This window comes from Caulobacter sp. SRI_008 (assembly GCF_057586355.1).
Genome location: NZ_JBYCZS010000007.1, coordinates 26313 through 49635 on the forward strand (window position 1 = coordinate 26313; position 23323 = coordinate 49635).

The window sequence follows — 23323 nt, forward strand, 5'->3', positions numbered from 1 at the left end:
GCGACCAATGTGCGCAACGGATTTCCGACCGCTTGCACCCGATTCGCAAATCATATTAACCATTTCGCCAGACGACGCGTTCACCATTAACCAGTCTTAAATTAACTGTCCGCCAGACTGGGGGACGGGTTTCATCGGCGGCATGCCCGCCACTGTCGAATTAAGCGCCGCCGATTGGCGGGGAGGGTTCCATGCGGGTACTGCTGATTGAGGACGACAGCGCCACCGCGCAGACGATCGAGCTGATGCTGAAGTCGGAAGGCTTCAACGTCTACACGACCGACCTGGGCGAAGAAGGCGTCGATCTGGGCAAGATCTACGACTACGACCTGATCCTGCTCGACCTGAACCTGCCGGACATGAGCGGCATCGACGTGCTGCGCACCCTGCGCGTGGCCAAGGTCAACACGCCGATCATGATCCTGTCGGGCACGGCCGAGATCGACACCAAGGTGAAGACCTTCGCCGGCGGCGCCGACGACTACATGACCAAGCCCTTCCACAAGGACGAGATGATCGCCCGCATCCATGCGGTGGTCCGTCGTTCGAAGGGTCACGCCCAGTCGGTCATCAAGACCGGTGACATCATCGTCAACCTGGACGCCAAGACGGTGGAAGTGAACGGCAACCGCGTTCACCTGACCGGCAAGGAATACCAGATGCTGGAACTGCTCTCCCTGCGCAAGGGCACGACCCTGACCAAGGAGATGTTCCTGAACCACCTGTACGGCGGCATGGACGAGCCGGAACTGAAGATCATCGACGTCTTCATCTGCAAGCTGCGCAAGAAGCTGGCGGCCTCCGCTCAAGGCAAGCACCACATCGAAACTGTCTGGGGCCGCGGCTACGTGCTGCGCGACCCGAACGAGCAGGTCAACGCCGCCTAAATTTCGCCCGCGCGAAACCCAAGATTCGACAGAAAGCGCCCGCTGCTTGCAGCGGGCGTTTTTCTTTGCGTTTCAAGGCGTTAACCATGTCCGTGACAAAAGGTCCGAAGCACCGGATAGTCCTTGATCGACGGCGGCCGCGCCGTCATGTTCCGGCCCGACGATTGCTGGGGGGCTTCCCGGCCGTGCCGTTCCTGTACGAAAACGGCATCGCTACCTAACGGGGGACCGATGCAGGAATTTGATCCGCGACGCCCGACCATGCGTCTCGCGCCGCGGCTTTTCACCGCCGTCGCCGGCCTGGCCGCCCTGGCCCTGGGCTGGAAGCTGACGGCGGGGGACCAGCCTTCGACCGTGGTCGCCGCCCATGCGCCGCTCGACGCGGCCGCCATGGTGGCGTTGCAGCATGTCGCCTTCGCCCAGGCCGAGGCCCAGCCCGGCTTCGACCGTCCCGAGACCGTTCCCGTCAAGGTCAAGCCCGGCGAGACCCTGCAGGGGGCCGTCGAGCGCGCCGGCGTCGGCGCCGACGAGGCCCAGCAGGTGGTCAGCACGCTGCAAAGCGCCATGGACACCGTCAACATCAAGGCCGGCATGGCCTTCGAGGCGGCCATCGCCCGCCGCCGCGACAACGACCGCGGTCCGGCCCGCCTGGTCGGCCTGTCGATGCGCACCAGCCCGTCCTCGACCGTCACCGTCTCGCGCACCTTCGACGGCGCCCTGAAGCTGCGCGAGATCGAGGAAGAGGTCCGCGACGAGACCAAGGTCTCGTGCGGGGCCATGAACGGCTCGTTCTACGAGAGCGTTGCGGCCGTCGGCGGCAGCCCGGCCGTGGTCAGCCAGGCCGCCAAGCTGTTCTCGCACAAGATCGACTTCTCGCGCGACATCAAGGACGGCGACCCGTTCTGCCTGGTGTTCGACCGCAAGGTCACCGAAAGCGGCCGCACCATCGAGGCCGGCGATCTGGAATACGCCGAGGTCAAGGGCCAGCGCTTCTACGCCTTCGAGCGCGGCGGCAAGACCCAGTTCTTCGACGAGACCGGCAAGAATATCAAAGGCTTCCTGCTGCGCACCCCGGTCGACGGGGCCCGCATCACCTCGACCTTCGGCATGCGCCGCCACCCGGTGCTGGGCTACAACCGCGGCCACAAGGGCATCGACTTCGGCGCCGGCACCGGCACGCCGATCCTGGCGGCCGGCGACGGCGTGGTGCTGGAGGCCCGCCGCTGGTCGGGCTACGGCAACTGGCTGCGCATCCGCCACTCGGGCCAGTGGGACACCGGCTACGGCCACATCTCGCGCTACGCCAAGGGCATCCGTCCGGGCGTTCACGTGCAGCAGGGCCAGGTGGTGGCCTATGTCGGCTCCACGGGCCTGGCGACCGGTCCTCACCTTCACTACGAAGTCTGGCTGAACGGCCAGCGCATCAACCCGATCGGCGCCAAGGTGCCCCAGGGCACGGTGCTGTCGGGCAGCGAGCTGGCGGCCTTCAAGGCCAAGCGCGCCCGCCTCGACACCCTGCTGGCCCAGGCCGGCCGCGCCGACGGCAATTACGCTCAGGCCGTGGTCCCGGCCTCCGGCAAGGACAACGGCCGCCTGGCTCTCGCCGAGCTGAAGGCCGGCGGCGACGGCCGGCTGCGGTAGTTTTCAGGGCCGTTCCAAGGGCTGCGGCTCTTCCCCAATATCCCGTCATTCCCGCCCTTGTGGCGGGAACCCCTCTGTCAGCCGCAAGGGCGGATGGAGCGGACTGCTGAGCAGTCCGCTTGCGCCTCACGCGGAAGCGGAACCAGGGTTTCCCGCCACAAGGGCGGGAATGACGGGAGGTTAGGGCAGGGTCACCGCGACAGCCGCGCCGCCCGGCCCATCAGCGGATCGCTGATCGAGTCCCGCCCCGTCTCCGCCCGTCCGGCCGCGCGCCGGAACCACGCCGGCGCCTCGTCGCAGCGGGCCGACAGGTCGTACCAGTCGGAATCAGTGCGCCAGTCGCGCGTCTGGGTCTCGCCGGCCGTAAGCGTTACGCGCCAGGGCTTGGTCGGGACGATGCTGGTCGCCTCGACGGTGACCGTGCGGGGAGCGGGGCCAGTGTTGGTCAGGGTCGCCGTGACCGAGCGGCCGTGGGGCGCGGGCGTGATCCGCAGCGCCAGCCCGTCGGCCGGATCGCCGGCGAAGCCGCGATGGAAGCCGTTCGGACCCAGCAGCCACAGGTCGTAGGGACCCGCCAGCCAGGCGTCCTCCAGCCGTCCGCCGGCGCCCAGGGTGTAGCGGCGCGGGGGCTGGTCCAGGCGCAGGCGGTCATAGACGTGCAGCACGGCCCCGGCCGCGCCGGGATTGGTCAGCACCAGGCTGGCGGCGCCGTCGCGGATCGCGATCTCGACCTCCAGGCGGTAGGGCAGGGCGCGCGAGGGCCGGAAGCCCGGCTCCTGGATCGGCGCCAAGGGCGTCGTCGGCGTCGGCGGGATTGTCGTCTTCTTGAGGCTGGCGGCCAGCCGGGCCGTCCGCGCCGTCTCCGGCAGCGGCGCCTGCGGTCGCGTGTTGGGGGTCTTGAAGTCGAAGCACGAGGTCAGGTCGCCGCACACCGCCCGCCGCCAGGGCGAGATGTTGGGCTCGGCCACGCCGAACCGCGCCTCCAGGAAGCGGATCACCGAGCCGTGGTCGAAGACTTGGCTGTTGACGAAGCCGCCCCGGCTCCACGGCGAGATCACGTACATCGGCACGCGCGGCCCAAGACCGTAGGGCCGGCCCATCAGGTGGTCGCGCTCGGCCTTGGCCTCGGTCGGATTGCGCACCAGGTGGTATTCGCCGGCCGTGTCGACCGTCGAGCCGCCCAGCAGGGCGCCGTTCGCGGTCTTGGAGGGCGGGGCCGGCGGCGGCATGTGGTCGAAGAAGCCGTCGTTCTCGTCGAACATCACCAGCAGCACCGTCCTGGCCCAGGCCTCCGGGTCGATGGTCAGGGTGTCGATCACCCGGGCGAGGTAGTGCGCGCCCTGGGCGGGGCTGGACGGCCCGGGGTGCTCGGAATCGGCGGCCGGAGCGATGATCCACGACACCGAGGGCAGCTGGCGGGACAGCACGTCCTTGCGCAGGCCGTCGAGATGCCAGGTGGTCAGGGCGAGATCCTTCAGCCGTGCGTCCGAGCCCGGCGCCCCGGCCCGGGCGTCGCGATAGGCCTTGAACCCGGCCAGCGGGTTGTCGGTGAAGTTGTCGGCCATGTCCTGGTAGATGCGCCAGCTGACCCCCGCCTCGAGTAGGCGCTCGGGATAGGTCGTCCAGCCGTAGGATTCAGCCGCCCCGCCCTTGTCGGCGAAGTCGTCGTGCGAGTTGGAGATCGACGGCCCGCCGGCCTGGCCCAGGCCGTCGTTGGTCCCGGTCCACAGGAACAGGCGGTTGGTGTTGGTGCCGGTCTGGGTCGAGCAGTGATAGGCGTCGCAGAGGGTGAAGGCGCTGGCCAGGGCGTGCTGGAAGGGGATGTCGGCCCGCGTGTAGAAGCCCATGGAATGGGGATGCTTGGCGACCGGCCAGCGGTCCATCCGGCCCTCGTCCCAGGCGTCCTGGGCGTCGGCCCAGCTGTGCGGCGTACCCTCCACCCGCATGTGGGCGAAGGTCTGGGTGGTGTTCAGCGCGAAGGGGGCGATGACGTCCGGGCCGCCGTCCTGGCCATAGGCCTGCAGGAAGACCGAACCGTCCTTGCGGCCCTTGGCGTCGCGCACCGGAACCGGAAAGCGGTCGCCGAAGCCCCGCACCCCGCCCATCGTTCCGAAATAGTGATCGAAGCTGCGGTTCTCCTGCATCAGGATCACCACGTGCTGGACGTCCTCGATCGTGCCCTTGCGGACGTCGGCGTCGATGGCGGCGGCGCGGGCCAGCGACGAGGCGAGGGCCGCGGGCAGGGCGGCCGCGCCCATAAGCAGGCCGCGACGATCGATGACGGACAAGCGAATCCCTCCGGTTTGCAACGCGGCCGATAGCATGCGTCGCGCGGCGCGCTCATGACAGTCGGCGAGGCGGTTGAAGCCGGGCGGCCGGAAGCCTAGAAGCGCGCCACAGCATCCGATCGCCGTCCCGCTTCCCGTGGGGCGGCGATGCTTTTTTCGACAAGGCCCGTTCCGTGACGTCCCCCCGCACCGACCTTTACCGCGACAAGCGCTTCGTCATCGGCATGGCGGTGCTGTGCTGCCTGCTGTGGGGCAGCGCCTTTCCGGCGGTGAAGGCCGGCTACGCCCTGCTGCACGTGGCCAAGACCGACACGGCGACCCAGATGCTGTTCGCCGGCTGGCGGTTCGTGGCGGCCGGATCGATCCTGCTGGTGCTGGCGGCCCTGTCGCGGAAATCCCTGGTCCCGCCGCGCGACCAGATCGCCAAGGTCGCCATGCTCGGCGTCGGCCAGACCACCCTGCAGTACGTGTTCTTCTATATCGGCCTGGCCCACGCGACCGGCGTGAAGTCGTCGATCATGAATTCCACGGGCGCCTTCTTCGGCGTGATCCTGGCCCACTTCCTGTTCCGCAACGACCGCCTGACCCCGCGCAAGGCGCTGGGCTGCCTGCTGGGCTTCATGGGCGTGCTGGCGGTGAACCTCGGCGGGAAGGGCTTCGACTTCGAGTTCACCCTGCTGGGCGAGGGCTTCGTGGTCATCGCCGCCTTCGTGCTGGCCGCCGCCTCGATCTGGGGCAAGTCGATCTCGCAGAAGATGGACGCCATGGTCATGACCGGCTGGCAGCTGGGCGTGGGCGGGGCGGTGCTGCTGGCCATCGGCTTCGCGTTCGGCGGCCGGCTGGAAGGCTTCGACGTTCGCTCCCTGGCCCTGCTGGCCTACATGGCCGGCCTGTCGGCGGCCGCGTTTGCCCTGTGGAGCCTGCTGCTCAAGCACAACCCGGTGGGCATGCTGGCGGTGTTCAACTTCCTGATCCCGGTGTTCGGGGTGCTGCTGTCGGCGCTGTTCCTGCACGAGCCCGTGCTGGCCTGGAAGAACGCCGCCGCCCTGGCCCTGGTCTGCGCCGGCATCTGGCTGGTGACGCGCAAGGGGCGGCGGGCTTGAAAAACCCTCTCTCTTAGAGAGAGGGAGGGGCCCGCCGCGAAGCGGTGGGAGGGTGAGAGGTTTCACCGCTGGCCGGGAAACCTCGAAACCCCTATGCCCTAACGCCTCAAGCTGACCCTGCGGACTGAGAGTCCCGATCGTCGCGCTTCAATCGGACAGGGTGAAACCTCTCACCCTCCCATGGCTCCGCCATGGGCCCCTCCCTCTCTCTCAGAGAGAGGGTTTGCCATGATCAATCGAACACGATCACCGATCGCGCCAACTCGCCGCGCTTGAGCTCCTCGAAGGCGTCGTTGACGTCTTCAAGCTTGATGCGGCGGGCGATCAGTTCGTCCAGCTTCAGCTTGCCGTTCATGTAGAAGTCGACGAAGCGCGGCATGTCGACCGGGAAGCGGTTGGAGCCCATGTAGCTGCCCTGGATCTTCTTCTCGCCGAGGAAGTCGGGGCCGTGCAGCTCGATCATGGTGCCGACCGGGATCATGCCGATGATGTTGGCCGTGCCGCCCCGGCGCAGCATCTTGAACGACTGCTCGGCGGTGACCTTCAGGCCGATGGCCTCGAAGCTGTGGTGCACGCCGCCGCCGGTCAGCTCCTGCACCTGCTTGACCACGTCGCCGTCGTTGGCGTCGATCACGTCGGTCGCGCCGAAGGTCTTGGCCAGGGCCAGCTTAGAGGGCTGGCGGTCGATGGCGATGATGCGGCCGGCGCCGGCGATGGCCGCGCCGTTGATCGTCGCCAGGCCCACCCCGCCGCAGCCGATCACGGCCACGGTCTCGCCCGGCTGCACCTTGGACGTATGGATCACGGCGCCGATGCCGGTGGTCACCGAGCAGCCGATCAGGGCGGCGCGGTCGAACGGCATGTCCTTGCGGATGGCCACGCACGCATGCTCGTGCACCAGCATCAGCTCGGCGAAGGACGACAGGTTCAGGAACTGGGCCATCGGCCCGCGGCCCCCGCTCAGGTCTTCCTTGAACAGGCGCGGCTCGCCGCCCTTTGGCCGCTTGGTCTCCGAGCTGGTGCACAGGCTCATGTGGCCGGTGAGGCAGACCTCGCAGTGGCCGCAATAGACCGACAGGCAGGTGATGACGTGGTCGCCGACCTTGACCGTGCGCACCTCGTCGCCGACCGCCTCGACGATCCCGGCGCTCTCGTGGCCCAGCACGGCGGGCAGGGGGTGGGGGTAGGAGCCTTCGACGAAGTGCAGGTCGGAGTGACAGACGCCCGCGGCCTTGGTGCGGATCAGCACCTCGCGTGGGCCCGGCTTGCCGATCGCCACGTCCTCGATGACGAGGGGCTTGCCCACCTCGCGCAGCACCGCCGCCTTCATCCGCTCGTCTCCCGCCTTATGGTTGCGGAGACCCTAGCCCCGGCGGAGGGGCGAGCGGAAGAGGCTATCGAAACATTTGTTTGAAGTGTCGCCTACGCCGCGATGGCGATCGGGCGCTCGGGCAGGATGGCGTCGACGGTCAACAGCACCACCATGGTGGTGTCGGTGGTGATCACGGCCGAGACCAGGGCCGAGGCCTCGTCGCCGACCGACGGCGGGGGGCTGATCTGGCTGGCTTCTACGATGAAGCTGTCGCACACCGCGTCGACCAGCAGGCCGGCGACGTCGCGGCCGTTCTCGACGACGATGATCACCTGGCGCGGGCCATCCTGGGCCGGACCCTTGCCGAGGCGGGCCGACAGGTCGATGACCGGCATCACCTGGCCGCGCAGGTTGATGACGCCGCGCACGTGCGGCGGGGCGTCGGGCAGCGGGGTGGGGGGCGTGACGCCGCGGATCTCGCGAACCGTGCCGACCGGCACGCAGTAGGTCTGGGCGCCCACTTCGAACGACAGAACCTGCAGGGCTTCGCCGGGGGTGTAGGCCGTGTTGTTGTTCGACATCGCTTTCGTCCGCCTTCGTCGCGTCGACGGCCTTCTGGCCGCGTTCGGAAGCCATGATCGCGCGGAAAGGTGAACAAAAAAGGCGTTCCCGCGCGGCTGGCCGCATGGCGGGCCTGCGACGAAATGGCCCACCTCGTGCGGCTGCGTCTGTCTGACAGCCGCGTTCAGGTGAGGTTCAGGCGCGGGGGATCAGGCTTGGGACAAGCTTTTTCGAAGGAGGCCGACATGGCTTTCAAGCCGCTCAAGACCGTCGGAGGCGTGGCAGCCGGCCTCGCCGCCCTGACTATGATCGCCGCCAGCACCCAGGCCTCGGCCGACGACTGGCGCCGCCACCGCAACCACGGCCGCGACAGCGGCGACGTGGCCGCCGCCGCCGTGATCGGCGGCATCGTCGGCCTGGCGATCGGTTCGTCGATCAACAACGACCGCCCGCGCTATCGCCGCCCGGCCTACGGCTATGGCTACGATTATCCGCCGCCCCCGCCGCCGCGCTACTACGGCTACGGCTATGACGACGGCCCGCGCTATCGCCGCGACGACTGCTGGACCACCCGCGAATACGACCGTCGCAGCGGTTCGGTCTACGAACGCACCGTCTGCCGCTAGGGCATGACGTAGCCCCGGCGCCGTCCCCTCGGCGCCGGGGCTTGCCATTGAGAACAAAAAATGAACATTGTGGCCGTCCCCGCTGTCCAGGAGGCCTCCGCCATGTCCGCCGCCGTCACCATTCCCGACCGCCAGGAAGTGGCCTTGAGTGTGCTGCTCGGCGCCTGGCGCACCCTGCGCGCCGCCGGCTTCGAGGAGGCCGAGGTCCAGGCCCTGTTCGACCAGATCGCCGACCGCCCCCAGGACGTCGCCCGCCGCCTGCGCGCGATGGTCAACGGGCTGGGCTAGGTTTTCCGCGCGGCGCGCATCCGGTCCGCGATCGCCTTCGTAGCTACGCGCATGGCGACGGTCTGTCCTCCGGACCGTCCAGCCGCGCGCCCGCCGGATCCGTCCCCCGCCAGGAGGCGGGCGAGCCGGGGTTCCTTCCGCCTCTTCCCCCCGTTGGAGGCGGAAGGGCCTTGGGTGGCGGCGGCGGTGGAAATCCTGCCGCGAAAGTGCCGAACGGCGCTCGCCGACGACTTCCCGCGTCACGTGCATGCGCTATGATCCCGACATGGCGCTTCGTCTGCACATCGACACCGACTGCGGCGTGGACGACGCCCTGGCCCTGGCGTTGCTGGCGCGGGCCCGCGACGTCGTCGAGGTGGGCACGGTCTCGGCCGTCTTCGGCAACACCTATGTCGACCAGGCCGCCGCCAATGCGCGCGGGGTGCTGCGCCTCGCGGGCTGTCCGGCCGAGGTCTATATCGGCGCCGGCGCGGGCCTGGCCCGGCGGCGGGTCGAGCGGATGCGGCCGGCCCACGGCCCCGACGGCCTGAACGGCGCGGGCTTCTCCCAACGCTGGAAGCTGCCGGAGCTGGATCGCGGCCATGGGGTCAGCCTGCTGGCCTTTCTGGCGCGCCGGCGGGTGAAGGGTCTGTTTCTGGGGCCGCTGACCAACCTGGCCCTGGGCCTGCTGGACGATCCGGCCGCCTTCCGGAGCTGGTCGCCGACGATCATGGCCGGGGCCTTTTCCGTACAGGGCAAGGCCGCCGGCGGCGCCGACTTCAACAGCTGGAGCGATCCCGAAGCCCTGGCCCGGATCCTGGAGGCCGGCGTCAAGCCGCGCCTGGTGCCGCTGGACGTCACCAGCCTGGTGACGATCACCGCCACCGAACTCGACAGCGGCGCGCGCTGTTGCGGCAGTCCCCTGTCTGCGCGCCTGACCCGCGCGGCCGGTCCCTATATCGCCTTCCACCAGAAGGCCTGGGGCGCGGAAGGCTGCCACCCCCACGACGCCGTCGCCGCCGCCAGCCTGGTTTCCCCCGAAGCCTTCACCTTCGAACCCGCCCGCCTGCGCGTGATCCTCGACGGCGACCGCCAGGGCCGCATCGAACGCGTCGAGGGCGAACCCAACGCCGAGGTCTGCGTCTCGGTGGACGCCCCGGCCGTGCGGGCCCTGATCCTCAAGGCCCTGTTCGGCTGGGTGGAGATGGCGGGGGCCTAGGGCCTGGCGCTGGCGATCAGCGCCCTGTCCAGAGGTCGCGGTGGTTCGCTCTTCAGCACCACCGAAGTGGTCACCGGCCCGAAGCGGCCGATGGAATCGACGATCACGGCCAGGTCGCCCGGCGCGGCGACCAGCGCCTTGAGCACGAAGCAGTCGTCGCCGGTGACGCGGTGGACCTCGACGATCTGCGGCAGGCGGGCGAACTGCTCGAGGCAGGCGCGGATGTGCTCGTGCGTGGTCTTCAGCCGGATGAAGGCGCTCATCACCAGGCCCAGGGCCTGCGGGTCGATGCGCGCGCCGTAGCCGGTGATGACGCCGCGCTCCTCCAGCCGCCGGACCCGTTCGGACATGGCCGGCTGCGACAGGCCGATCCGGCGACCGAGGTCGGACAGCGAGGCCCGGCCGTCGGCCTGCAGGGCCTCGACTATGGCCAGGTCCTTGGCGTCCAGCGCTGCGGTCATCGGGCAATCGCTCCATCGCCTTGAAGTCATCGGTAGGATCGCGCTTTGGCCGATGACTTGCCATGCCCTTTCGGAGCTGTCGGCGGCAATCTGCGCCTATCGCTTTGGAGACCGCCGGATGCGCCTGATCGGAATGCTGGATTCGCCCTATGTGCGGCGGACAGCCGTGTCGCTGGAGTTGCTGGGCCTGCCCTATGCGCATGAGCCTGTGTCGGTGTTCCGCGACTACGACGCCTTCGCGGCCGTCAATCCGGTGGTCAAGGCGCCGACCCTGGTCACGGACGAGGGGGCGGTGCTGATGGACTCCACCCTGATCCTGCAGCATCTGGAGCGGCTGGCGCCGGCCGGGCGCAGCCTGGAGCCGCGAGGCCTGGCCGAGCAGGTCCGCTCGCTGCGCATCGTCGGCCTGGCCCTGGCCGCCTGCGAGAAGACCGTGCAGCTGGTCTACGAGTTCAATCTGCGGCCGGCCGACAAGCAGCACGCGCCGTGGATCGATCGGGTGCGTGGCCAACTTGCCCATGCCTGGCGCCTGCTGGAGGCCGAGATGGTCGCGGACAGCTGGCTGCTGGGCGCGCGGCCGATGCAGGCCGACGTCACGGCCGCCGTGGCCTGGAGCTTCGCGCGCCACATCCTGCCCGACGCCGCCGATCCGCTCGCCTGCCCGAAACTGGCGGCGTTGTCGGCGCGGGCGGAGGCGACCGAGGCCTTCAAGGCCGCGCCGATGCACTGAGGGCCGCCTCCACCCCGTAAAATCCCCGCGAAAGCGGGGACCCAGGCTTTTTCTGAAACGCGCGGCGCTCAACGATAAAACACCTGGGCCCCCGCTTTCGCGGGGGTTTTACGGGTGGAAGAGCGAGATCACTTCCCGCCCGCGTAGTCCTTGACCAGCGCGTAGAGGAAGTCCCGCCCGTCATAGAGCGACTTCACGCGCATGCGCTCGTTGAGGCCGTGGACGCCGTCGCCGTCGGAGTTTCCGAACAGGCCGCTGACGCCGTAGGTCGGGATGCCGGCGGCGTTGGTGTGCACGCCGTCGGTGGCGCCGGTCAGCAGGATCGGGACGATCGGCACGCCGGGCCACAGCTTGGCGGCTTCCTTCTGGATCGGGCCCATGATGGCCGGCGTCAGGGCCGGGGGCGGCGAGGCGGGCTTGGCCTCGTGGGCCAGGGTGACGGCGACGGCCGGATCGGCGGCCAGCTCGGTCAGCTTGGCCTTCACTTCGTCGACCGGCGTGCCCGGCAGGATGCGGCAGTTGACGTTGGCCGTGGCCCGCTGGGGCAGGGCGTTGGGCGCGTGGCCGGCGCTGACCATGGTGGCCACGCAGGTGGTGCGCAGCATCGAGTTCCAGCCGGCGTCCTTGGTGATCACCTTCAGCGCCTCGGGATCGGCGACATCGGCCACCAGGGCCTTCATCGCCGCGGCCTGCTCGGCCGGCACGCGCCCCTGCATCTGGGTGAAGTAGCCGCGCGTGGCGTCGTTGAAGCGGGTCGGGAACTGATAGGCGCCGATGCGGTCCAGCGCCGCCGACAGCTGGTAGATGGCGTTGGCCGGGCCGGGGCGGCTGGAGTGGCCGCCGGGGTTGGTCACGGTCAGGGTGAAGTCCTGATAGACCTTCTCGCCGGCCTGCACCTCGAGCACCACGGCCTTGCCGGTCTCGTCCAGCATGCCGTCGGCGCCCTCGTTGAGCGCGAACTCGGCGTCGACCAGCGGACGGTGGTTCTTCACCAGGTCCTCGATGCCGTTGTAGCCCTCGCTCTCCTCGCCGCAGGTCAGGGCCATCTTGATGTCGCGCTTGGGCTTGAAGCCGCTCTGCTTCAGGCGGACCAGGGTGTCGGCCCAGATCGCGGCCTGGGCCTTGTCGTCCGAGGTGCCGCGTCCGTAGAAGTAGCCGTTCTCCTCGACCAGGGTGAAGGGATCGCGCGTCCAGTCCTCGCGCTTGGCCTCGACCACGTCGATGTGGGCCAGCAGCAGGATCGGCTTGGACTTCGGATCGGTTCCGCGCAGCACGGCGACCAGGCTACCCTCGCGCGGATGCTTGGGCTCGACCACCACCTGCACGTCGGCGTCGGCGTAGCCGGCCGCCTTCAGGCGCGCGCCCATCGCCTCGGCGGCGGCGGTGCAGCTGCCCTTGGAGAGCGTGGTGTCGATCTCGACCAGCTCCTTGTAGAGCGCCCGGAAGGCGCTCTGGTCGGGGCGCGGCGTGACCTGCGGGCCCGGCGTCGGCTGGGCGTTGGCCAGGACGGGAAGGGCGGCGAGGGCCGCAGTGGTGGCGAAAAGGGCCTTCAGGCGCATGGTCCGACCTTCAAGTGTCGTAAAACGTGGCCGGAACAGGAGCGGGCTTCGCGTCCGCGCGCAAGCCACATGCGCGAAAACCGGGGCCTGGCGTTAACCCGTGCTTAAGGATGACGCGGCTTTTCCTGGCGACAGGAACCGGCGACACTGCGAGAACACATGATGAACGCGAATCGCCCCTTGCGCATCCTCGGCCTCGATCCGGGCCTCCGCCGAACCGGCTGGGGCGTGATCGGCGTGGCCGGCTCGCGCATCACTCACATCGCCCACGGCGTCATCGTCCCCGACGAGAAGGCCGCCTTCTCCGACCGCCTGCTGACCCTGTTCGAGGGCGTCTGCGCGGTGATCGACCAGCACGCCCCCGACGAGGCGGCGGTGGAAGAGACCTTCGTCAACACCAACGCCCAGTCGACGCTGAAGCTGGGCCACGCCCGCGCCGCCTCGATGATCGCTCCGGCCCGCGCCGGGCTGCTGGTGGCCGAATATTCCGCCCCCGTGGTCAAGAAGGCGGTGGTCGGCACCGGCGCGGCCGACAAGGCCCAGGTCGCCTTCATGATCGCCCGCCTGCTGCCGACCGCCGGCTCGCCCACGGCCGACGCCGCCGACGCGCTGGCCGTCGCCATCGCCCACGCCCACGCCCGCACCGCCCGGAGGGTTGCATGATTGGTCGCCTGCGCGGCGCCGTCGCCGAGGTCGGCGAGGAAGAGGCCCTGATCGACGTCATGGGCGTCGGCTACCTCGTCCGCTGCGGCCAGCGCGCCCTCCAGCGCCTGCCGGCCCTGGGCGAGGAGACGCTGCTCCACATCGAGAGCCAGTGGAGCGAAAGCCAGGGCCTGCGGCTCTACGGCTTCCTCACCCGCGACGACCGCCGCGCCTTCGTGCTGCTGCAGGCGATCCAGGGCGTCGGCCCCAAGGCCGCGATGGCCGTGCTCGACGTGCTGTCGCCGGCCGAGCTGGCCTCGGCGGTCGCCCGTGAAGACAAGGCCGCCGTCGGCCGCGCCAACGGCGTGGGTCCCAAGCTCGCTCTGCGCATCGTCACCGAGCTGAAGGGCAAGCCGATCACCGACGGGCCGGTGCTGATGGCCGCGCCCTCAGCGACCGCCGCGCCGTCCGCCCCCGCCAAGCCCGCCGCCACTGGCGACGCCGTCGCCGCCCTGATGGGCCTGGGCGTCGCCGAGGTGAACGCCCGCCGCGTGGTCGAGGCCGCCGCGGCGAAGCTCGGTGAAGAGGCGTCCGTGCAGGCGCTGATCAAGGCGGGTCTGCAGGAGCTTGGGCGATGAGAGCCTGCGTCACCCCCTCCGGCCCTCCGGGCCACCTCCCCCAGGGGGGGAGGATCGCGTTCGGCGCTGGCGCCAAGATGCTCCCCCTCTGGGGGAGCTGTCGCGGAGCGACTGAGGGGGTCTGCGCCCAATGACCCGCATCATCTCCGGCGAAGCCCAGCACGGCGAGCAGATCCCCGGCGCGACCGATCGCGCCATGCGGCCGCAAACCCTGGCCGAGTTTGTCGGCCAGGAGCAGGCCAAGGCCAATCTGCGGATCTTCATCGAGGCGGCCAAGGGCCGGGGCGAGTCGCTCGACCACGTGCTGCTGTTCGGCCCGCCCGGCCTGGGCAAGACCACCCTGGCCCAGATCGTCGCCCGCGAGTTGGGCGTGAACTTCCGCGCCACCTCCGGCCCGGTGCTGAACAAGCCCGGCGACCTGGCCGCCATCCTGACCAATCTCGAGCCCAACGACGTCCTGTTCATCGACGAGATCCACCGGCTGTCGTCCAACGTCGAGGAGATCCTCTATCCGGCGATGGAGGACCACGTGCTCGACCTGGTGATCGGCGAGGGGCCGTCGGCCCGCTCGATCCGCATCGACCTGGCGCCGTTCACGCTCGTCGCCGCCACGACCCGAGCGGGCATGCTGGCCACCCCTCTGCGCGACCGCTTCGGCATTCCGGTGCGGCTGGAGTTCTACACCCCGCGCGAGCTGCGCCACGTGCTGCTGCACGCCGCCCGCAAGATGGGCGCGCCGCTGTCCGAAGATGGCGCCGACGAGATCGCCAAGCGGGCGCGCGGCACGCCCCGCGTCGCCGGCCGCCTGCTGCGCCGCGTGCGCGACTTCGCCACCGCCGACGCCGCCGAGGTCATCGACCGCAAGGCCGCGGCCATGGCCCTGGCGAGGCTGGAAGTCGACGAGAGCGGCCTCGACAGCCTGGACCGCCGCTACCTGCGGGCCATGATCGAGCACTACGGCGGCGGGCCGGTAGGCGTGGAGACCATCGCCTACGCCATCGCCGAGGCCCGTGACGCGGTGGAAGACGTCATCGAGCCCTACCTGATGCAGCAGGGCTTCATCCAGCGCACGCCGCGCGGCCGCATGGCCTGCGGCAAGGCCTATCTGCACCTGGGCCTCACCCCGCCCGCCGCCCCGCCGTCGGCGGCGCAGGGCGGACTGTTTGGGGATGAATAGGGCCTAGTCGGGTTGGCGCATTCCATGGCGAATGCGCAGGATGATCACGGCGTCTGCGGTCATCCGGTAGCGGATCAGATAGGGATAGATCACCGCCAGTTCGCGCAATCCTCTCGCGATCGGCCGGCCGCGTTCGGGATTGGCGTCGAGACTGTTCGCCGCCGCCTGTAGGCGCTGGGCGAGCCGCATGGCCGCCGAAGCGTTGAAGGACGCCACATAGGTGAAGATGCTGTCGAGGTTGTCGACGGCTTCAGCCGTCCAGACGACACGCGACATCAGTCGCCGGGCTTGGGTTTGGGCGTCGGCGCGCCGTCCGCCCACGAAGTCAGCCAGCGGCTGACGGCCTCGTGGCTGATCAGGCGAGCGGCGGCGACGTCGGCCTCGGCCCGCGCGTCCGCGGCGGCCTCGACCTCTTCGTCGATCTCATCGAACAGGGACGGCTCGATTTTCATTCCGCCAGCCTATCACTACAACGACCTTGGCCCAACCGCGTCGGACACGCCATGATCAAGCCGTCGCCTGAGGCCGAGGCTGGCGACGGGGGCAATAGGTGATGTTCGGGGATGAGTAAGAGTTCTGGCGAGGTCGCCTGGCGTTTCCGCGCGCCGTTCCCGCCAAGCCTGGCGCGTGAGCGCCTGGCGGCCAGCGTCGGCGGTCCGGAAGAGACCCGGATCGGAACGGTGCTCGGCCAGGTCGGCCTGGACTGGGCCAGGATCTATCACTTCCAGGGCCAGGGATACGCGCCGATCCCGCTGCGGATCGACTGGGTCGCCGACGGCGACGGAGCGCGGCTGACCTGCCGGATGCGGTCGCCAAGCAAGCGCTTCCCACAGGTGCTGAGCATCGGCCTCGCGCTCATGGCCGCCCTGTCGGCCTGGTTGGTGTTCGGCCCGATGGCGGCGGCGGCCGGCGGCCTGACCGCCGTCCATGTGATCCTGTTCGTGCTGTGGTGCCTGTTCCTGGGCGGATGGGGCCTCTATGCGGTGGTCTTCTCCAACTACGCCTATCGCGACGAGCGTGTGCTCCTGCTCGCCCACGCCCAGCAGGTGTTGAAGGGCGGGGCGGTGGAAGAGGTGACTGCGTGATCTTCGACGGGCGCTCTCGCGCGATTGGCGAGACCCGTTAAAAGAGGGGACGATGAGTCAGAAACCCGAACCCACCGCCGGCGTCTTCGTCGAACGCGAGCACCAGCTGCCCGTCCGGATCTACTACGAGGACACCGACTTCTCGGGGATCGTCTATCACGCCAACTACCTGCGCTACTTCGAGCGCGGGCGCAGCGACTTCTTCCGGATGATCGGGGTGTCGCACACCGAGCTGGCGGCCATCGACACGGCCTTCGCCATCACCCGCATGGAGATCGACTTCAAGCGCGCGGCAAGGGTCGACGACGCCCTGGTGGTGCACACGGTGTGGAACCGGATCAAGGGCGTGCGCCTTCTGGCTCGGCAATGGATCACGCGGGGGGAGGATCTGGTCTGCGCCGCCAATGTCGAGGCCGTCTGCATCACGCTGGACGGCCGTCCCCGCAAGCCCTCGGCCGAGATGACCGCCAAGGTGACCCCCTGGCTCGCGCCGGAAGAAGGCTGACGGCGCCCATCGCGCAAATGCAGATCGCCGATCGTCGAAAAATGGGCCGTCTGTAGCGACGTCATAGTTTCAACATTGCGCCGCTTCATGCAGTAAGGCGCTGACCAATCACTTCTAGACTGACGCAGGATACCGCATGGACGCCGCCGCCAGCGCGCAAAGCTTCTCCTTCATCACGCTGTTCATGAACGCCGACTGGGTGGTCAAGCTGGTGATGATCGGGCTGATCCTGGCCTCGCTGGGTTCGTGGGCCGTCATTCTCGACAAGCTGTTCCGCTTCTCCGCCCTCAACCGCGCCGCCGATCGCTTCGAGGAGCAGGTCGGTTCGGGCCGCTCGCTGGAGGACGTCGCCGGCGAAGCCGGGTCGAACCCGCGCCACGCCCTGCCGCGCATGCTGCAGGCGGCGCTGAAGGAATGGCGCGAAGCGAAAGCCAAAGGCGTGCAGAGCGAGGGGCAGGTGGCCCTGCTGAGCCAGCGCATCGACCGCGTGCTCGACACCCAGATCGCCCGCGAGAGCGCCAAGGCCGAAGAGGGTCTGGGCAGCCTGGCCATCGTCGCCACCGCCTCGCCGTTCGTCGGCCTGTTCGGCACGGTCTGGGGCATCATGCACGCCTTCCAGAGCATCGCCGCGGCCAAGAACACCTCGCTGACCGTGGTCGCCCCGTCGATCGCCGAAGCCCTGTTCGCCACCGCCATCGGCCTGATCGCCGCCATCCCGGCCTACATCGCCTACAACAAGTTCTCGACCGACGCGGGCAAGTACGCCGGCCGCCTGGAGAACTTCGCCGACGACCTGTCCACCGCCATCCAGCGTCGCCTGAGCGAGCGGGTCTGATCCATGGCGATGTCTTCGAACGACGCCTTCGCCACCTCGGGCGGCGGCCGGGGCCGCCGTCGCCGCCGGCGCGGCAAGGGGGCCCTGTCCGAGATCAACGTCACCCCGCTGGTCGACGTGATGCTGGTGCTGCTGATCATCTTCATGATCAGCGCCCCGCTGCTGACCTCGGGCGTCGAGCTGGAGCTGCCCAAGACCGAGGCCGGCGCGCTGAAGAACGAGCAGGAGCCGATCACCGTGTCGGTCCGCCACGACGGCGCGGTGTTCATCGGCGAGGACCAGGCCCCGTTCGCCGACTTCGCCAGCGTGGTCACGGCCAAGGCCGGCGACGCCACCGACAAGCCGATCTATGTCCGCGCCGACGGCAAGGCTCCCTACGAGGTGGTCGCCCAGGTGATGGCCGCCCTGTCGAAGGCCGGCTTCACCAAGATCAACCTGCTCACCGACACCGGCGGACCCGATTCGGGCGCCGCGCCGCAGGACGCCCAGCCGGTCGGCGCCGGCGACCTGCGTCCGGCGCAATGAGGACTATCCGAGGCTGATGCGCGAGGAACGCAACAACCTGTCGCCGGCGCTGATCGGCTCCGTCGTCCTCCACGGCCTGGTCGTGGCGGCGGTGATGATCGGCTGGCCGTGGAAGACCTCCAAGCCGATCGTCATCGGCGAGAGCGTGCCGGTGACCATCGTCACCGAGGGCCCCACCAACGTGCGCCCGGCCATCGAGGACCCCGTCGAGCAGCTGGCCGAGACCGTCGAGCCCGCGCCCGACGCCACGCCCGAGCCGCCGGCCCCGACGCCCGCGCCGACGCCCCAGCCCGCGCCGCCCAAGCCGCAGCCGGCCCCCACGCCGAAGCCGCAGCCGACGCCGCCCAAGCCGGTTCCCAGCCCCGCGCCCAAGCCGCCCCAGCCGCAGCCCAAGCCGACGCCGCAGAAGCCGACCCCGGCCAAGGCCGAGCCCGACTTCTTCTCGTCTCTGGAAAAGACCCTGTCGAAGACGGCCAAGCCGGCCGGCAAGCCGACCTCGTCGGCGCAGCAGGGCCAGACCAACCGCGCCGAGACCGCGACCCAGGCCCGTCCGGGCGCGGGCCAGATGACGGCCCTGCAGGCGGCGGCCATCAGCGGCATGAAGGACGAGATCCAGCGGCGCTGGAACCCCAACTGCGAGGTCGTGGGCGGTGGTTCGATGCAGATCAAGCTGAGCTTCAAGCTGGCCGCCAACGGCCGCGTGGCCGGCCAGGTCACCGCCGGCGGCGCCGAAAACTCCGGCGACACCATCGTGCGCACCGAGGCCGAGCGGGCGATCCGCGCGGTGTTCCAGTCGGCGCCGTTCGAGGGCCTGCCGCCCGACTACTACAACCAGCAGCTCACGCTGAACTTCAAGGCGCGCGACGCCTGCGCCGCGCGTTAGACGTCGAACGACGCCGAAGAGACGAGATGGAAGGAAGCCCGACGATGACCAAGCGCAAGCATCGCCTCGCCACGCCGCTCCTGGCCATGAGCCTGGCCCTGGCCGGCTTCGCCGCGACCGCCGCCCTGCCAGGCGTCGCCGCCGCCCAGATCGAGATCGACATCGACAAGGGCGCGGTCAAGCCGATGCCGGTGGCCATCCCGGCTTTCGCCGGCGCCCAGCGCGGGGCCGACATCGCCCAGGTCATCAGCGGCAATCTCGAGCGCTCGGGCCTGTTCCAGCCGCTGAACGTCGGCGGCGTGACCGACAAGCTGGCCGACGTGAACGTCCAGCCGCGCTTTCCCGACTGGCAGGCCACCGGCGCCCAGGCCCTGATCAACGGCCAGGTGACGGTCGGCGCCGACGGCTCGCTGCGCGTCGACTTCCGCCTGTGGGACACCTTCAGCCAGCAGCAGCTTCTTGGCCTGCAATTCACTTCGACGGCCGAGAACTGGCGCCGCGTGGCCCACAAGATCAGCGACGCGGTCTATGAGCGGCTGACCGGCGAGAAGGGCTATTTCGACACCCGCGTGGCCTTCGTCGCCGAGAGCGGCCCCAAGCTCGCCCGCGTCAAGCGCCTGGGCATCATGGACCAGGACGGCGCCAACCCGCAGTACATCACCGACGGCTCGTCGATCGTGATGACCCCGCGCTTCTCGGCCACCAGCCAGGAGCTGACCTACATGGCCCTGCGGCCGACGGGGTCGAGCATCTACCTGCTGAACCTGCAGACCAACCGCCAGGAGACGGTCGGCCGCTTCCCCGGCATGGTGTTCGCCCCGCGCTTCTCGCCCGACGGCAAGAAGGTGGCCTTCTCGGTCGAGAAGGGCGGCAACAGCGACATCTACGTGCTCGACCTGCGCACCCGCCAGTCGACCCGCATCACCACCGACCCGGCCATCGACACCTCGCCGTCGTTCTCGCCGGACGGCACGAAGATCGTCTTCAACTCCGACCGCGGCGGCCAGGCCCAGCTCTATGTGATGAACGCCGACGGATCGGGCGTGCGCCGCATCTCCTACGGCGGCGGCCGCTACACCACGCCTGTCTGGAGCCCGCGCGGCGACTACATCGCCTTCACCAAGCAGACCGGCGGCCAGTTCCACATCGGCGTCATGGCCGTGGACGGCGGCGGCGAGCGCCTGCTGACCACCAGCTATCTGGACGAGGGCCCGACCTGGGCGCCGAACGGCCGCGTGCTGATGTTCTTCCGCGAGGGCAGCGCCGGCAATCCGCGTCTCTGGACCGTCGACATCACCGGCCGAATCCTGCGTCCGGCCGCCTATCCGGGCGCGGCGTCCGACCCCGCCTGGTCGCCGCTTCTGGACTGATTTTACCCGTTCGGAGCTGAGAAACGCGAAGGTTTCGCAACTTTCCACAGGCCCGGCGCGTTGGAGCGTGGCTGTTCATCCGCCATTCACCCGATAGGTGAAACGAGGTGGAACGGCATCACACTGACGCCATTGTGAGGTCCAGGGAACGTTTTTGCGGGGCGGAGCAAGAGCAGCGCCGGTAAGAGTTTTGAACCCAGGCCGTACCTAGACTTGAGGAGATACTGGATGAGCTTCGACACCAAGGGCGCCGCCCGACTGGCGCTGATCGGCCTGGCCGTGGCCTCGCTGGCCGCCTGTACCTCGCGGCCGAAGCCGACGGGTCCGGTCGAGCCGACGCCGCCGGCCCAGCCGCAGGCGCCGCAGCAGCCCTACACCCCGCCGGCTCCGGTTCCGGATCCGACCCCGCAAGGTCCGCTGCCGGGCACCATCCAGGACTTCGTCGTCAATGTCGGCGACCGCGTCTATTTCGACACCGACGAATACTCGGTCCGCGCCGACGCCCAGCCGGTCCTGGCCGGTCAGGCCCAGTGGCTGAACCGCTACCAGTCGGTTCGCGTCCGCATCGAAGGCAACGCCGACGAACGCGGCACCCGCGAATACAACCTGGCTCTGGGCGCCCGTCGCGCCAACGCCATCCGCGAGTTCCTGATCGGCCAGGGCGTCGCCGCCTCGCGCATCGAGACGATCTCGTTCGGCAAGGAGCGTCCGCTGGATCCGGGCACGGACGAAAACGCCTGGGCCAAGAACCGTAACGGCCGCACCGCCATCACCGACGGCGCGCGCTAAGCCTCTCGGCTGACCGATCGAAGGCCCTTCTCCGCACGCCGGGGGAGGGCCTTCTTTCCGTCTGGCCCCACTATCCGGCCGCACTTTTGTCCGCAACCAGGGCATAATCGTCGACATGAAGCTGAAATCCGCGCTCCTCGCCTCCGTCTTGCCCGTCGCCCTGGCCATCGCCGCCGCCGCGCCGGCCCTGGCCCAGACGCCGATGCCCGATCCGCTGGACGACCGTTCGGCCAAGCGCATCGAGAAGATGGAGAAGGTCGTTCGCGAACTGCGGGCGATCGTCTTCCAGGGGCGCGACACCGGCAAGCCAGTGGTCGTGCAGACCGCCGAGACCGACGCCCAGATCGCCGCGCTCAATGACCGCATCACCGACCTGGAGCAGACCATCCAGCGGATGAACGGCCAGAACGAGACCCTGACCCACGACATCGACGTGGCCCGCCGCGCCTCGGACGGTCAGAAGGCCCGCGCCGACCAGCTGGAGCAGCGCCTGGCCGCCCTGGAAGGCAAGATCACCACGCTGGAGACCGCCGCCGCCACGGCCGCCGCGGCCCAGATCCCGCCGCCGCCTCCGCCGCCCCCGGCCGATCCGGCGACCGCCTTCAAGCAGGCCCGCCAGTTGCTGCTGGATGGCGACTACACCGGCGCCGAGAACGCCTTCGGCGGCTTCGTGGCCAGCTATCCCGACGACGCCAAGGCCCCCGAGGCCCGATACTGGCTGGGCGAGACCCAGTTCGTGCGCGAAGCCTATGGCGACGCGGCCGGTTCCTATCTGGGCGCGGTGCGCGGCTGGCCGCAGACCAGCTGGGCGCCCAACGCCGTGCTGAAGCTGTCGCGCTCGCTGATCGCGCTGAAGAAGCCGGCTGACGCCTGCCGCACGCTGGACGAGCTGACCAAGCGCTATCCGAAGGCTCCGGCCGACGTGGTCAGCAAGGCCAAGAGCACCCGCGTCCAGGCCAAGTGCGCGGCCTGACCGCAGAGCGCGACCTTTCCAGCGTCTTCGCCGCCGTCCTGGAGCGGCGTCTGCGGCCGGGGGCGACCACGCCCCTGGCCGTCGGCTTTTCCGGCGGCAGCGACAGCCTGGCCCTGCTACGGCTGACGCTCGACTGGGCGATCCCACGCGGACGGCCGGTGCTGGCCCTGACCGTCGACCACGGCCTCAATCCCGCCAGCGTCGCCTGGACCGCCGACGCCGTGGCCAAGGCCCAGGCGCTGGGAGCCGACGCCCGCGCTCTGCACTGGACTGGCGACAAGCCCTCGACGGGTCTGCCCGCCGCCGCCCGCGCCGCCCGCCACGCCCTGCTGGCGCAGGCCGCCCGCGAGGCCGGGGCCAGGGTCCTGCTGCTGGGCCACACCGCCGACGACCGGGCCGAGGCCGCGCGCATGCGGGCCGAGGGCTCGACCACGCCCGATCCGCGCCAATGGGCGCCGTCGCCGGTCTGGCCGCAGGGGCGAGGGGTCTTCCTGCTGCGGCCGCTGCTCGACATCCGCCGACAGGCCCTGCGCGCCTTCCTGGCCGAGCACGGCGAGGCCTGGCTGGAGGATCCCGCCAACGCCGATCCCCGCTTCGCCCGCGCCCGGGCCCGCGCCGCCCTGGCCGAGGAGGCGGCGGGCGAGCCGCCCATCCTTGCCGAGGACCTTCCGGCTCCGATCGCCGTCGAGGGCGAGCACGCCCTGCGCCTGCCGCGCGGGGCCTGCGCCGCCCAGGTCGCCGCCGCCTGCCTGTGCGCCGCCGGCTCCACCACGCCGCCGCGCGGCGATCGCCTGGCGCGGCTGGTCGAGCGGCTGGCGGGGGGCGAGACCTTCACCGCCACCCTGGCCGGCGCCCGCATCGTCGCCGACGAGGCTGGCGTCCTCTTCGTCCGCGAGGCCGGCGAGGCGAGGCGAGGGGGGCTGGAAAGCCTCGTTCTGGCCGCCGGCGAGACCGCCGTCTGGGACGGCCGCTATCTCGTCACGGCGCGCGAGCCGGTGACGATCCGCGCGCTCGGCGGTCTTTCGGCCCGTCTGCCGGCCTCCGAACGCCTAGTTCTGAAGAATTTTCCGGCCGCCGTCCGCGCGGTGCTGCCGGCGGCGCTCGACGCTTCCGGACAGGCCTCTAGCCCGATCCTTGCAAGGGATAGCGCGTTCGGTGCGAGCGTGCTGATCCGGGAAAGGTTCGAAGCCGCGTGCGGCTTCATCGATCAAGAACCCGCGACCTGATATCGCGCGCGTGGCGAAACG

At 69.8% G+C, this 23323-nt stretch carries 26 protein-coding genes; 19 read left to right on the top strand and 7 right to left on the bottom strand.

The window, feature by feature from the left end:
• Positions 1-191 precede the first annotated feature (191 nt).
• On the top strand, positions 192-887 hold the full coding sequence (gene ctrA, locus AC2YHT_RS07970; protein ID WP_109100859.1) for a response regulator transcription factor CtrA: 696 nt from the start codon (positions 192-194) through the stop codon (positions 885-887).
• A gap of 231 nt (positions 888-1118) precedes the next feature.
• The gene (locus AC2YHT_RS07975; RefSeq protein ID WP_487289051.1) at positions 1119-2528 is read left to right on the top strand and encodes a peptidoglycan DD-metalloendopeptidase family protein; all 1410 of its coding nucleotides are present in this window, start codon (positions 1119-1121) and stop codon (positions 2526-2528) included.
• 191 nt (positions 2529-2719) lie between these two features.
• Here AC2YHT_RS07975 and AC2YHT_RS07980 read toward each other — a convergent pair whose 3' ends face one another.
• Positions 2720-4852 carry a phosphocholine-specific phospholipase C gene (locus AC2YHT_RS07980; RefSeq protein WP_487289052.1) on the bottom strand — a complete coding sequence of 711 codons (2133 nt, stop codon included), beginning with the start codon at positions 4850-4852 and terminating at the stop codon, positions 2720-2722.
• Positions 4853-5040: 188 nt separating this feature from the next.
• Here AC2YHT_RS07980 and AC2YHT_RS07985 point away from each other — a divergent pair, with 188 nt between their 5' ends.
• Complete coding sequence (locus AC2YHT_RS07985) at positions 5041-5919, top strand: DMT family transporter (RefSeq protein WP_487289219.1); 879 nt, start codon at positions 5041-5043, stop codon at positions 5917-5919.
• A 232-nt stretch (positions 5920-6151) separates the two neighbouring features.
• Here the strand turns inward: AC2YHT_RS07985 and AC2YHT_RS07990 are convergent, their stop codons facing one another.
• Both AC2YHT_RS07990 and AC2YHT_RS07995 read right to left on the bottom strand, forming a co-directional pair.
• Positions 6152-7249 (bottom strand): Zn-dependent alcohol dehydrogenase, encoded by a 1098-nt coding sequence (locus AC2YHT_RS07990; RefSeq protein ID WP_487289053.1) that lies wholly within the window; start codon positions 7247-7249, stop codon positions 6152-6154.
• 92 nt (positions 7250-7341) lie between these two features.
• On the bottom strand, positions 7342-7812 hold the full coding sequence (locus AC2YHT_RS07995) for a chemotaxis protein CheW (RefSeq protein ID WP_110118471.1): 471 nt from the start codon (positions 7810-7812) through the stop codon (positions 7342-7344).
• 225 nt (positions 7813-8037) lie between these two features.
• On the opposite strand from AC2YHT_RS07995, the gene AC2YHT_RS08000 reads away from it, so the two are divergent.
• The 3 genes from AC2YHT_RS08000 (at position 8038) to AC2YHT_RS08010 (ending at position 9904) form a co-directional block, all read left to right on the top strand.
• Complete coding sequence (locus AC2YHT_RS08000) at positions 8038-8418, top strand: hypothetical protein (protein WP_487289054.1); 381 nt, start codon at positions 8038-8040, stop codon at positions 8416-8418.
• A 102-nt stretch (positions 8419-8520) separates the two neighbouring features.
• A complete protein-coding gene (locus AC2YHT_RS08005; RefSeq protein ID WP_146218110.1) occupies positions 8521-8706 on the top strand; it encodes a hypothetical protein in 186 nt (61 codons plus the stop codon).
• A gap of 265 nt (positions 8707-8971) precedes the next feature.
• Complete coding sequence (locus AC2YHT_RS08010) at positions 8972-9904, top strand: nucleoside hydrolase (RefSeq protein WP_487289055.1); 933 nt, start codon at positions 8972-8974, stop codon at positions 9902-9904.
• Here the strand turns inward: AC2YHT_RS08010 and AC2YHT_RS08015 are convergent.
• The gene (locus AC2YHT_RS08015; protein ID WP_487289056.1) at positions 9901-10365 is read right to left on the bottom strand and encodes an Lrp/AsnC family transcriptional regulator; all 465 of its coding nucleotides are present in this window, start codon (positions 10363-10365) and stop codon (positions 9901-9903) included. The two genes, AC2YHT_RS08010 and AC2YHT_RS08015, sit on opposite strands and share 4 nt — an antisense overlap.
• A gap of 118 nt (positions 10366-10483) precedes the next feature.
• Here AC2YHT_RS08015 and AC2YHT_RS08020 point away from each other — a divergent pair, with 118 nt between their 5' ends.
• The gene (locus tag AC2YHT_RS08020) at positions 10484-11095 is read left to right on the top strand and encodes a glutathione S-transferase family protein (RefSeq protein ID WP_487289057.1); all 612 of its coding nucleotides are present in this window, start codon (positions 10484-10486) and stop codon (positions 11093-11095) included.
• 128 nt (positions 11096-11223) lie between these two features.
• Here AC2YHT_RS08020 and AC2YHT_RS08025 read toward each other — a convergent pair whose 3' ends face one another.
• The gene (locus tag AC2YHT_RS08025; protein WP_487289058.1) at positions 11224-12654 is read right to left on the bottom strand and encodes a M20/M25/M40 family metallo-hydrolase; all 1431 of its coding nucleotides are present in this window, start codon (positions 12652-12654) and stop codon (positions 11224-11226) included.
• A 147-nt stretch (positions 12655-12801) separates the two neighbouring features.
• On the opposite strand from AC2YHT_RS08025, the gene ruvC reads away from it, so the two are divergent.
• The 3 genes from ruvC to ruvB all read left to right on the top strand — a co-directional run bounded on the left by ruvC (position 12802) and on the right by ruvB (position 15111).
• Positions 12802-13317, top strand: coding sequence for a crossover junction endodeoxyribonuclease RuvC (gene ruvC / locus AC2YHT_RS08030; RefSeq protein ID WP_199228340.1), 516 nt, complete (start codon positions 12802-12804; stop codon positions 13315-13317).
• Positions 13314-13934 (top strand): Holliday junction branch migration protein RuvA, encoded by a 621-nt coding sequence (gene ruvA, locus AC2YHT_RS08035; RefSeq protein WP_487289059.1) that lies wholly within the window; start codon positions 13314-13316, stop codon positions 13932-13934. Before ruvC ends, ruvA begins: the two co-directional genes overlap by 4 nt.
• A gap of 130 nt (positions 13935-14064) precedes the next feature.
• Positions 14065-15111 carry a Holliday junction branch migration DNA helicase RuvB gene (ruvB, locus tag AC2YHT_RS08040; protein WP_487289060.1) on the top strand — a complete coding sequence of 349 codons (1047 nt, stop codon included), beginning with the start codon at positions 14065-14067 and terminating at the stop codon, positions 15109-15111.
• A 3-nt stretch (positions 15112-15114) separates the two neighbouring features.
• Here ruvB and AC2YHT_RS08045 read toward each other — a convergent pair whose 3' ends face one another.
• Complete coding sequence (locus tag AC2YHT_RS08045; protein ID WP_487289061.1) at positions 15115-15387, bottom strand: type II toxin-antitoxin system RelE/ParE family toxin; 273 nt, start codon at positions 15385-15387, stop codon at positions 15115-15117.
• The gene (locus AC2YHT_RS08050; protein WP_487289062.1) at positions 15387-15563 is read right to left on the bottom strand and encodes a CopG family transcriptional regulator; all 177 of its coding nucleotides are present in this window, start codon (positions 15561-15563) and stop codon (positions 15387-15389) included. The genes AC2YHT_RS08045 and AC2YHT_RS08050 overlap by 1 nt, the downstream gene beginning before the upstream one ends.
• A gap of 111 nt (positions 15564-15674) precedes the next feature.
• On the opposite strand from AC2YHT_RS08050, the gene AC2YHT_RS08055 reads away from it, so the two are divergent.
• From AC2YHT_RS08055 to tilS, 9 genes are all read left to right on the top strand, one after another.
• The gene (locus AC2YHT_RS08055; protein WP_487289063.1) at positions 15675-16196 is read left to right on the top strand and encodes a hypothetical protein; all 522 of its coding nucleotides are present in this window, start codon (positions 15675-15677) and stop codon (positions 16194-16196) included.
• Positions 16197-16248: 52 nt separating this feature from the next.
• Positions 16249-16701: a YbgC/FadM family acyl-CoA thioesterase gene (locus AC2YHT_RS08060; protein WP_487289064.1), complete on the top strand. Its 453-nt coding sequence runs from the start codon at positions 16249-16251 to the stop codon at positions 16699-16701.
• Positions 16702-16837: 136 nt separating this feature from the next.
• Complete coding sequence (gene tolQ, locus AC2YHT_RS08065) at positions 16838-17536, top strand: protein TolQ (RefSeq protein ID WP_487289065.1); 699 nt, start codon at positions 16838-16840, stop codon at positions 17534-17536.
• Positions 17537-17539: 3 nt separating this feature from the next.
• Positions 17540-18061: an ExbD/TolR family protein gene (locus AC2YHT_RS08070; protein ID WP_487289066.1), complete on the top strand. Its 522-nt coding sequence runs from the start codon at positions 17540-17542 to the stop codon at positions 18059-18061.
• 16 nt (positions 18062-18077) lie between these two features.
• Complete coding sequence (locus tag AC2YHT_RS08075; RefSeq protein ID WP_487289067.1) at positions 18078-18944, top strand: energy transducer TonB; 867 nt, start codon at positions 18078-18080, stop codon at positions 18942-18944.
• 44 nt (positions 18945-18988) lie between these two features.
• Complete coding sequence (tolB, locus tag AC2YHT_RS08080) at positions 18989-20314, top strand: Tol-Pal system beta propeller repeat protein TolB (RefSeq protein WP_487289068.1); 1326 nt, start codon at positions 18989-18991, stop codon at positions 20312-20314.
• 213 nt (positions 20315-20527) lie between these two features.
• Entirely contained in the window at positions 20528-21103 is a 576-nt protein-coding gene (gene pal, locus AC2YHT_RS08085; RefSeq protein ID WP_487289069.1) for a peptidoglycan-associated lipoprotein Pal, read from the top strand.
• Positions 21104-21218: 115 nt separating this feature from the next.
• Positions 21219-22076, top strand: coding sequence for a tol-pal system protein YbgF (gene ybgF / locus AC2YHT_RS08090; protein WP_487289071.1), 858 nt, complete (start codon positions 21219-21221; stop codon positions 22074-22076).
• A complete protein-coding gene (gene tilS / locus AC2YHT_RS08095) occupies positions 22073-23302 on the top strand; it encodes a tRNA lysidine(34) synthetase TilS (RefSeq protein WP_487289221.1) in 1230 nt (409 codons plus the stop codon). The genes ybgF and tilS overlap by 4 nt, the downstream gene beginning before the upstream one ends.
• Positions 23303-23323 lie beyond the last annotated feature (21 nt).